Source organism: Porphyromonas gingivicanis JCM 15907 (assembly GCF_000614585.1).
GTDB lineage: Bacteria > Bacteroidota > Bacteroidia > Bacteroidales > Porphyromonadaceae > Porphyromonas > Porphyromonas gingivicanis.
The window spans coordinates 108412-116769 of the sequence record NZ_BAKX01000006.1 but is presented as its reverse complement, the minus strand read 5'-3'; the positions used below and the strand labels follow the sequence as shown (position 1 = coordinate 116769).

Genomic DNA, 8358 nt, shown 5'->3' with positions numbered 1-8358 from the left:
CATTGCACTTGAGACTGGAATCTGCAGGTTGTAAAAGAAAGAGGTTAATATGGTTTATTTGGTTTTTGTGTTATATTTTTGCATTGTTGTAGTGCGAAAGCATATTGTTTGCTCTAATGACTTCTATTGCTTAAGGCTTGTGTACTTTTTGAGGCTTCTTATTTCTTTTCATTTTAAGATAGATACGAGGTGATGCGAACATACAGGGAGTTGTTAGAAGAGGTTTTATCAAGATTGTACAGAACGAATAAAATTCTTAATGAGAGATATATACTATGGCTTATTTTTTCAAAAACTTGGTGTTTGAAGGTGGTGGGGTAAAAGGCATTGCCTATGTGGGAGCTCTTGAAGTGCTCCAAGAGGAGAAGATATTTCCTAAAATCAAACGTGTAGCAGGTACCTCGGCAGGAGCTATTGTGGCGGTGCTGGTTGGGCTGGGCTATACTCCACAGGAGATAAAGGATATTATGTGGAACTTGGATTTCACGAACTTTATGGACGACTCGTGGGGAGTGGTGCAGGATACGAATCGATTGATTCAGAAATTTGGTTGGTACAAAGGCGATTTCTTTAGGAACTGGATTGGAAAGCTCATCGAAGAGAAGACAGGCAATAGCGAAGCAACCTTCGCCGATGTTAAAGCCCTGCAAAAGAATCGCCCTTTTCTGGATATTTATCTCGTAGGGACCAATTTGTCAACGGGCTTTTCTGAATGTTTCTCGGCAGAGCATACTCCTCGTGTTTGTATTGCTGATGCGGCTCGTATCTCTATGTCTATCCCTCTGTTCTTTGCCGCTATCCGCAACTTTCGCAACGATTTGTATGTAGATGGAGGAGTATTAGACAATTATCCGATTAAGATATTTGACCGTGTAAAATATGTAACCCGCAATTTGACTCGAACCGAGTATTACGAAAGGATTAATGATAGTTTGAAAGGTAGAGAGCGCAAGGTGGCAGACTATGTGTTTAATAAAGAGACTTTAGGTTTCCGCCTCGATGGCAAAAAGAAGATTGCAATGTTTCGAGACAATGCTGAACCTCCTCATGCAGAGATTGATAGTATCTTCGACTATACTCTTACACTTTTCAAAACTCTTCTTGATGCTCAGGACAATGTACACTTGCATAGCGATGACTGGCAACGCACCATCTACATTGATACATTGGGTGTAAAGGCAACAGACTTCAATATATCTGATGCTAAGAAGCAGGAGCTACTCGATAATGGACGCTCCTATACTCGTTCTTACATAGATTGGTACAATAACGAAGAGGAGAAGGCTAACAAATAAACTTCCTTGCATCCAACCCTTCAGTAAGATTTTTTTGTACGAAGAAAGGCTACCTTCCGAATGTGTGGAGGGTAGCCTTTTCTATTGTCGTTGCGTGCTACGGTAGTTTTACAGCTCTCCGTTGCGATAGGCTCTTATGAGGCTGTCGGCACGTTGCAGAGAGAGTGTATCTGTGGCATTGATACCATACTCCTGCGCTGGTGGAAGTCGCAGTTTCGTACCTATTGGGATATTGTCGGGATTTTTGATAATAGTTCGATTTTCCATATAGATGTAAATCCAAAAACGTTTGTTGCCATACGTTTTGCGAGCATAATCTACCAATCTTTTGCCTTTTTCAATTTCGATGTATTGCTCTTCGATAGGTTCGAGGAGAGGTGCTGATACAGGGAGCGTGGTTGTATCGACAACATTGCTTGCTTCCTGTATACTGTCCATGGGAGTAGAAGGAATTTCTTTTTTTCGAGGAAGAGGAGTTGTCGATGGAGTGGATTGACTGCTTTGCCTCCACTTGGATAGCCCTACGCCTGCAGAGACAATAACAACAATTGCAAATAGGAGGTACACCCATTTGCGATACTTCTTTGATGAGGAGGACGTCTCTTCTTTGTCATTCTTGATTGATTGATCTACTTGAGAATGGGGAATGGTGCTGTTCGTTGGTGTTACTGACCCCTCTGATAAGTTCCCTACTTTTCCTCCTTCCAAAATGATAGGAAGAGGAGGGGGGACGGGAAGGGGAGGAGGAGTTGTAGCGTTCTCCCTATTCTCTGGGGTAGAGTGTATTCCTTCTTTCGAGGTTGTTGCTTCCTCTTTAGGCACAGAAAGGGAGATAATGGTCTTCGTCGCTTCTTTTTCTTTCGCTACTTCCTCGGAGGAAGTGGTAGGATCTTCTTGCCATAAAACGGTTAGAGCAAGAGAGGTCTCTAACAGCTCTTCATCAGCAATGACACTCTCTTCCAAATCATTCCACACCTTACCCTCGGGTAGTGGAGTGATGGAAAATGACTTGAACGGCTTATTTACTTTGTTGATGAGTTCCTGAGCGGGTTTGAATATGAACCCTTTGTCTCCATCGTAGGGAGTAAAGTCACCCAATAGTTCTAAATGGAGTTCGTGCCCTTTGAGCATGTGCTCTTGGAAGAGCGTTGCTATGGTTTGCATAAAAGAGGTTACCGCCTCGGAGGTCGCCTCGGTACTCTCTGTGAGTAATTTGGTTATAGAACCAGTAGCCTGACTACGGGAGGGAGACGTGGCAACGAGCTTGATACGAGGAGGTACGAGCAAACGCTCTCCACTGGGAAGTAGGGCGATGTATTCTAACTCCTTTTGAGTAGAGAGCGTGAGGAGTCCTTCCACAGTAGTGGAAAGTCCTAAAGCGAGGCGATTGCCCAGCAGTTCGAGTAGCAGTTTCCAAAGTTGTTTGCAGGTACTCTCACTTACATTGCTTTTGAGAGTTATCTGCGCCAACCATTGTGTTGTCTCAATCATTTTTGCGTCCCTTTTTTGTAGGATGAGCAATAAGGTCAAAGCCCTCGGTGCCAACTATCTTCATAGAGTAGTACCCCCCCACATGTAATCCTCTATGAGCTTCTGAAAGAGGAATTAATACCTCGGGGTCTACCTCGGGTGAGTCGTATTGAGTACGACCGATGAGATACTCCTCCTCTCGACGGTCAATAACTACTTCCTGCACACTACCTACGAGCGATTGGCTGAATTGGTCGGCAATAGACTCCTGCACCGCCATAAGTTGCTCCAAGCGACTCAGTTTGGTCTCCTCGGCTATTTCATCCTGATAGTGTCGTTCGGCATAGGTATCTTTTTCGTGAGAGTAGGCAAAAGCACCCATACGTTCGAATTTCATTCGCTCAACAAAGTTGATAAGTGCCTTAAAGTCCTCTTCGGTCTCCCCGGGGTGCCCTACCATAAGCGTGGTACGTAGTACAATGCCTGGCACTTCGGTGCGGATGCGCTCTAAAAGCGCTTCGGTCTCTTGTTGGGTAATACCTCTTCGCATCATACGGAGCATATGGTCGGTGCCATGCTGTAGCGCGATGTCGAGGTAGTTACATATATTGTCTCGCTCTCTTATGAGCGGAAGTATCTCGTAGGGGAAGTGAGCGGGATAGGCATAGTGCAGGCGCAAACGATGCACCCCTTCGATGCTGGAGAGCCTATCCAATAGTTCAGCAAGGTGTCCCTTACCATCGAAGTCTCGCCCATAATACGTAAGGTCTTGTGCGATGAGCTGAAACTCGCTACACCCGTCAGATACAAGTTGCATTACCTCTTCTTCCAAGGAGGAAATAGAGCGCGATTTATGTTTGCCTGTGATGAGAGGGATAGCACAGTAGGAGCAGGTACGATCACACCCCTCAGATATTTTTAAGTAGGCGTAATGTCTGGGAGTAGTGATAATGCGACTCTCTTCGGTAATGGGAGTAAATGAGCGACCTAAATCTTGTACTAACTGCTTCCAGTCAAACTTGCCATAGATGCCATCTACTTCGGGCAACTCTTCCATCAAATCGCCACGAAATCGTTCACTCAAACAGCCCATAACAAAGAGTTTGCCGATGCGTCCCTCTTCTTTGGCTCGTATAAAACTAAGTATAGTATTGATGGATTCTTCTTGTGCTGCCCCGATGAAGCCACAGGTATTGATGACTACAATTTCTCCTGTAATCCTCTTAGGGTCGTGGCGCACGGTGTAGCCAGCGGCAGAAAAAAGGCGCATCAGACGCTCCGAGTCGACAAGGTTTTTAGAGCATCCTAACGTAATCACATTGACTTCGTTCTTCCTCATTCGCCAAAAAGTGATGCTACGAATTCCTGCTTGCGGAATACTTGCAGGTCTTCTATCTTCTCTCCTAAGCCGATATATTTTACAGGGATGTTGAATTGATCAGATATACCTACCACGACTCCGCCTTTTGCCGTGCCGTCTAATTTGGTAACAGCAAGAGCGTTTACTTCTGTGGCAGCTGTAAACTGCTTGGCTTGCTCGAAGGCGTTTTGCCCCGTAGAGCCGTCCAAAACAAGCAAGATTTCTTGAGGAGCATTGGGGACTACTTTCTGCATCACACGTTTTATCTTGCTAAGTTCATTCATTAAACCGACCTTATTGTGTAGACGACCTGCTGTATCTATCAATACGACGTCGGCTTTGTGTGCCACTGCCGAAGCAACAGTATCGTAGGCTACCGAAGCGGGGTCGGCACCCATCTTCTGTTTGACCATAGGTACGCCCACACGCTCTGCCCATACGCTGAGTTGGTCTATGGCAGCAGCTCTAAAGGTATCTGCCGCTCCAATCATTACAGACTTGCCCGCTTGTTTGAATTGATAGGCAAGTTTTCCAATGGTCGTCGTTTTGCCTACGCCATTGACCCCTACTACCATAATTACGTAGGGAGTTTCGCTTTCGGGTATCTCGAAGCTATCGCCATCAATAGTTCCACTTTCGGAAAGGAGAGCTTCGATTTCTTCACGGAGGATACCGTTGAGTTCGCTTGTAGAGACGTATTTGTCTCTTGCCACACGAGCCTCGATGCGTTGTATAATTTTGAGTGTTGTGTCTACTCCTACATCGCTGGAGATGAGTATCTCCTCCAAGTTGTCCAAAACTTCGTCGTCTACTTTGCTCTTACCGACCACGGCACGAGAGATTTTCGACAGTACAGATTCTTTAGTTTTCGCAAGACCTGTATCTAAGGTCTCTTTTTTCTTTTTTGAGAACAGTCCGAATAGTCCCATAACGCTACTGCTTGATTGATTTGTTACTGTGTGTGGCGATTAATCCATTCTTTGTTTGTAGTCTTCGTAATCGAAGGCGCGAAGTAACTCTTCCTCTCCATTAGAGCGGAGTAGTACTAAGGCGGGGTGTGCTATGCCGTTGAACATATTAGTCTTTACCGTAGTGTAGTGAATCATATCTTCAAATATGATTTCGTCGCCTACTTTCAACGGTTGTTCAAAGCTCCAGTCTCCCATATAGTCGCCACTAAGGCAGCTATTTCCTCCTAAACGATAGGTGGGTTGTCCTGCTACGGGAGTACTATTTGCCCCTCGTACAGTGTTGGTAGGGCATCTCTAAACAATCGGGCATATGACAGGTAAAGGAGACATCCAAAATAGCCGTTTTTATACCATCGTGTTCTACTATATCTACCACGTGGCTACGTAGGAAGCCTGTTTGCCATGCAAAGGCACTACCGGGTTCCAGTATTACTTTTAGGTGAGGGTAACGCTGACGAAAAGCTTTGAGTACTGCTATGAGATGATCTACATTGTACTCCTTGTGAGTCATCAGATGTCCTCCGCCGAGATTTAACCACTTGGCTTCTCGTAGGGGAGAGGCAAAGTCTCGCTCTATTATGGAGAGAAGTTTTTCTAATTGGAAGCTATTCCCCTCACAGAGTACATGGCAGTGTAACCCCTCTATTCCTTTGGGAAGATGTAATCCTAACTCTTGTGCGGAGATACCAAAGCGAGATCCTGGCATCGCAGGGTTATATAGGTCTGTTTCTACAGGCGAGTATTTAGGATTGATACGTAGTCCGTACGAAATATTATTTTGAGAGGGGGTGCCAAGGCTACTATATTGGGAGAGTGAATTGTAGGTAATGTGACTACAATACTTCTCCCACTGAGCGAACTCTCTGTTTTGATAGGCGGGCGAAAAGGCATGCGCTCTCTGCCCCAATTCCTCAAATCCGAGTTGTGCCTCCCACAGAGAACTCGCAGTACTGGCAAAGTTGTACTCTCGAAATATGGGGAAAGTTTTCCACAGAGCAAAAGCCTTAAAAGCTACAATTATCTCCACTCCTGTAGCATCAGCTACGGATCGGATAAGTGCAAGATTGCGACGGAGCAAATCCTCTTCCATTACATAGCAAGGTTGCTCCCTATTCCAATTGGTCGTTTTCACATAGCAAAGGTACGCTTTTTTGCTCACCTATTGTTTGCCAAGTGTCTATAAAGTGGATAGTTAGCTCTTGCGAAAACTATTCGGGTAATAGATAGAGTCGGCTTGGGGTGGTGCGTCGAAGAGTTTCCAAGTTAAGGTCTTGCTCCAAAGAGATACCATGGGCAAGTAGTTCTTGTTCAAAGGTTTTGTAGCAAAGTTCGGGATGATTGTTTTCGTGACTCAGATGACAAAGCCATACGTGTTGCATATCGGCATGATAGACCGCTTGTAGCATCTGTGCCGATTCTATATTGCTAAGGTGCCCCCGAGGACCTGCTACACGGTCTTTGAGCATGGGCGAGTAGGGGCCTAAACGTAGCATGGTGGGGTCATAGTTGGCTTCTAAAACGAGATACTTAGCTTTGTGTGCATAGTGGTACATAGCATCGGTAATATGTCCAGCATCAGTAATGAGCGTAAAGCTGAAGTCTCCTCTACAGATATGGTAGCCCATATTGCAAGCACTATCATGTGGTATACAGAAAGCTTCTATGGTAAAACCTGCCAAAGTAAAAGGAACAAACTGTTCTAACGCAATGTGTTTGGTACCCTCTAAGGTGTAACCGTAGGTGCGAGAGTGTTTAATGGCTTCTAATGTGGGGGCAGATCCCCAAACGGAGAGGTGATGGGCTTTGACCAATTTTCCCAGTCCTTTGATATGGTCGGCATGCTCATGAGTAACCAATACCCCTTTGATGTGTCCTGTAAGGGTAATGCCTTCTGCCGACAAAGTTTTGGTTATGGTACGTAGTCCGATGCCAGCATCAATGAGTAGCCCCCCCTCATCACTCCCCAAGTAGTAACAATTGCCACTGCTACCACTTGCCATACAGATAAAGCGAATCACTTGTGCGTTGTATTGAGATTAGGGGTGAGCTCTCCGCAGAGAGGTTGTTGCATTAGTGCTGCCACTTGCTCTCGGGATAGTCCTTTGCCTAAAAGGAACATTAGCTTGGTTAGGGCACATTCGGTGGTCATGTCGAAGCCAGAAACAACACCTATTTGTCCTAAGCGGATACCCGTATCGTAGCGAGACATATCTACCATTCCAGAGAGACATTGGGTTACATTGACGATGATAATCCCCTTTTGAACAGCTTCGGCTAAAAGATCTAAAAACCATGATTCGGTAGTAGCATTGCCACTTCCGTATGTCTCCAAAATAACCCCACGCAGCGAAGGGATAGAGAGAATGGTGCGTACAATCTCTTGAGGTAGTCCTGGGAAAAGGCGTAACACCACCACATTGGGATTCATTGTTTTGCCCACTTTTAGGGAGTGAAGTCCATCTTGTCCTACTCGGTGTATGTACATATTTTGGTAATTGATATGTATCCCCGCATTGGCAAGAGCAGGATAGTTATAAGAGGCAAATGCCTCAAATTGTTCAGCACTACACTTAATGGTTCTATTGGCACGCATTAAACGAGTGTCGAAGTAGATGCAAACTTCGGGCACCATGGGTAATCCTTCAGCATTGCGTTCGGCGGCAATCTGTACGGCTGTGATGAGATTTTCTTTTCCATCGGTGCGCAGGCGTCCAATGGGCAACTGACTTCCCGTAAAGATGACAGGTTTGCCCAGACCCTCAAGTAGGAAGCTGAGGGCAGAGGCTGTGTATGCCATGGTGTCAGTACCATGAAGTACTACAAAGCCATCGTAGGTGTCGTAGTGCTTTTCAATAGTTGAAGCAAGTTTTAACCATATATCCAGAGTGATGGCAGAGGAGTCGATAGGAGGGTCGAATTGTATGGAAGATATTTCGAACCCAAAGCGCTGTAACTCGGGTATTTGTTCCAAAAGGTAGGTAAAGTCGAAGGCTCGTAGAGCTCCCGTTAGAGGGTCTTCGATCATACCGATAGTTCCGCCCGTGTAGATGAGTAAAATCTTGGGCGATTGGGGGTTAGTGGTACTCTGCTTCATATCGTTTAACCTGCTGTGAGGGAAAAGTCTCTTGCTATGATACAACAAAGGTACAGAGAAAATAGCATTGTATTTTCTAATAGCTTTCTCGAAAGGCTTTTTATTTTATTGTAGAGGGGGGCGAAAGGGCTATCCGTACTCTCTCTTCCAAGGGTATAATGGTTTTGT

General features: G+C 45.3%; 6 protein-coding genes and 1 pseudogene. 1 reads left to right on the top strand and 6 read right to left on the bottom strand.

The genetic code is table 11. The annotated features are described in order from the left end of the window. Positions 1 to 275: 275 nt before the first annotated feature. Positions 276 to 1295, top strand: a complete 1020-nt coding sequence (locus tag JCM15907_RS07340; protein WP_025843310.1) for a patatin-like phospholipase family protein — start codon at positions 276 to 278, stop codon at positions 1293 to 1295. A gap of 108 nt (positions 1296 to 1403) precedes the next feature. Here JCM15907_RS07340 and JCM15907_RS07335 read toward each other — a convergent pair whose 3' ends face one another. The 6 genes and pseudogenes from JCM15907_RS07335 to JCM15907_RS07310 form a co-directional block, all read right to left on the bottom strand. Continuing rightward, the gene (locus JCM15907_RS07335) at positions 1404 to 2786 is read right to left on the bottom strand and encodes a LysM peptidoglycan-binding domain-containing protein (RefSeq protein ID WP_025843309.1); all 1383 of its coding nucleotides are present in this window, start codon (positions 2784 to 2786) and stop codon (positions 1404 to 1406) included. Continuing rightward, positions 2779 to 4104 carry a 30S ribosomal protein S12 methylthiotransferase RimO gene (gene rimO / locus JCM15907_RS07330; protein ID WP_025843308.1) on the bottom strand — a complete coding sequence of 442 codons (1326 nt, stop codon included), beginning with the start codon at positions 4102 to 4104 and terminating at the stop codon, positions 2779 to 2781. The genes JCM15907_RS07335 and rimO overlap by 8 nt, the downstream gene beginning before the upstream one ends. Continuing rightward, positions 4101 to 5054 carry a signal recognition particle-docking protein FtsY gene (gene ftsY / locus JCM15907_RS07325; protein WP_025843307.1) on the bottom strand — a complete coding sequence of 318 codons (954 nt, stop codon included), beginning with the start codon at positions 5052 to 5054 and terminating at the stop codon, positions 4101 to 4103. The genes rimO and ftsY overlap by 4 nt, the downstream gene beginning before the upstream one ends. A 39-nt stretch (positions 5055 to 5093) precedes the next feature. After that, positions 5094 to 6186: pseudogene (gene nspC, locus JCM15907_RS11290) on the bottom strand (carboxynorspermidine decarboxylase). A 118-nt stretch (positions 6187 to 6304) separates the two neighbouring features. Next, complete coding sequence (locus JCM15907_RS07315; RefSeq protein ID WP_025843306.1) at positions 6305 to 7114, bottom strand: MBL fold metallo-hydrolase; 810 nt, start codon at positions 7112 to 7114, stop codon at positions 6305 to 6307. Then, entirely contained in the window at positions 7111 to 8190 is a 1080-nt protein-coding gene (locus JCM15907_RS07310; RefSeq protein ID WP_025843305.1) for an asparaginase, read from the bottom strand. The genes JCM15907_RS07315 and JCM15907_RS07310 overlap by 4 nt, the downstream gene beginning before the upstream one ends. Positions 8191 to 8358: the final 168 nt, after the last annotated feature.

Excerpts from the sequence above, each read along its gene's own strand:
- JCM15907_RS07340 (WP_025843310.1), top strand. The coding sequence starts at position 276 with ATGGCTTATTTTTTCAAAAACTTGGTGTTTGAAGGTGGTGGGGTAAAA.
- JCM15907_RS07335 (WP_025843309.1), bottom strand. The coding sequence starts at position 2,786 with ATGATTGAGACAACACAATGGTTGGCGCAGATAACTCTCAAAAGCAAT.
- rimO (WP_025843308.1), bottom strand. The coding sequence starts at position 4,104 with ATGAGGAAGAACGAAGTCAATGTGATTACGTTAGGATGCTCTAAAAAC.
- ftsY (WP_025843307.1), bottom strand. The coding sequence starts at position 5,054 with ATGGGACTATTCGGACTGTTCTCAAAAAAGAAAAAAGAGACCTTAGAT.
- JCM15907_RS07310 (WP_025843305.1), bottom strand. The coding sequence starts at position 8,190 with ATGAAGCAGAGTACCACTAACCCCCAATCGCCCAAGATTTTACTCATC.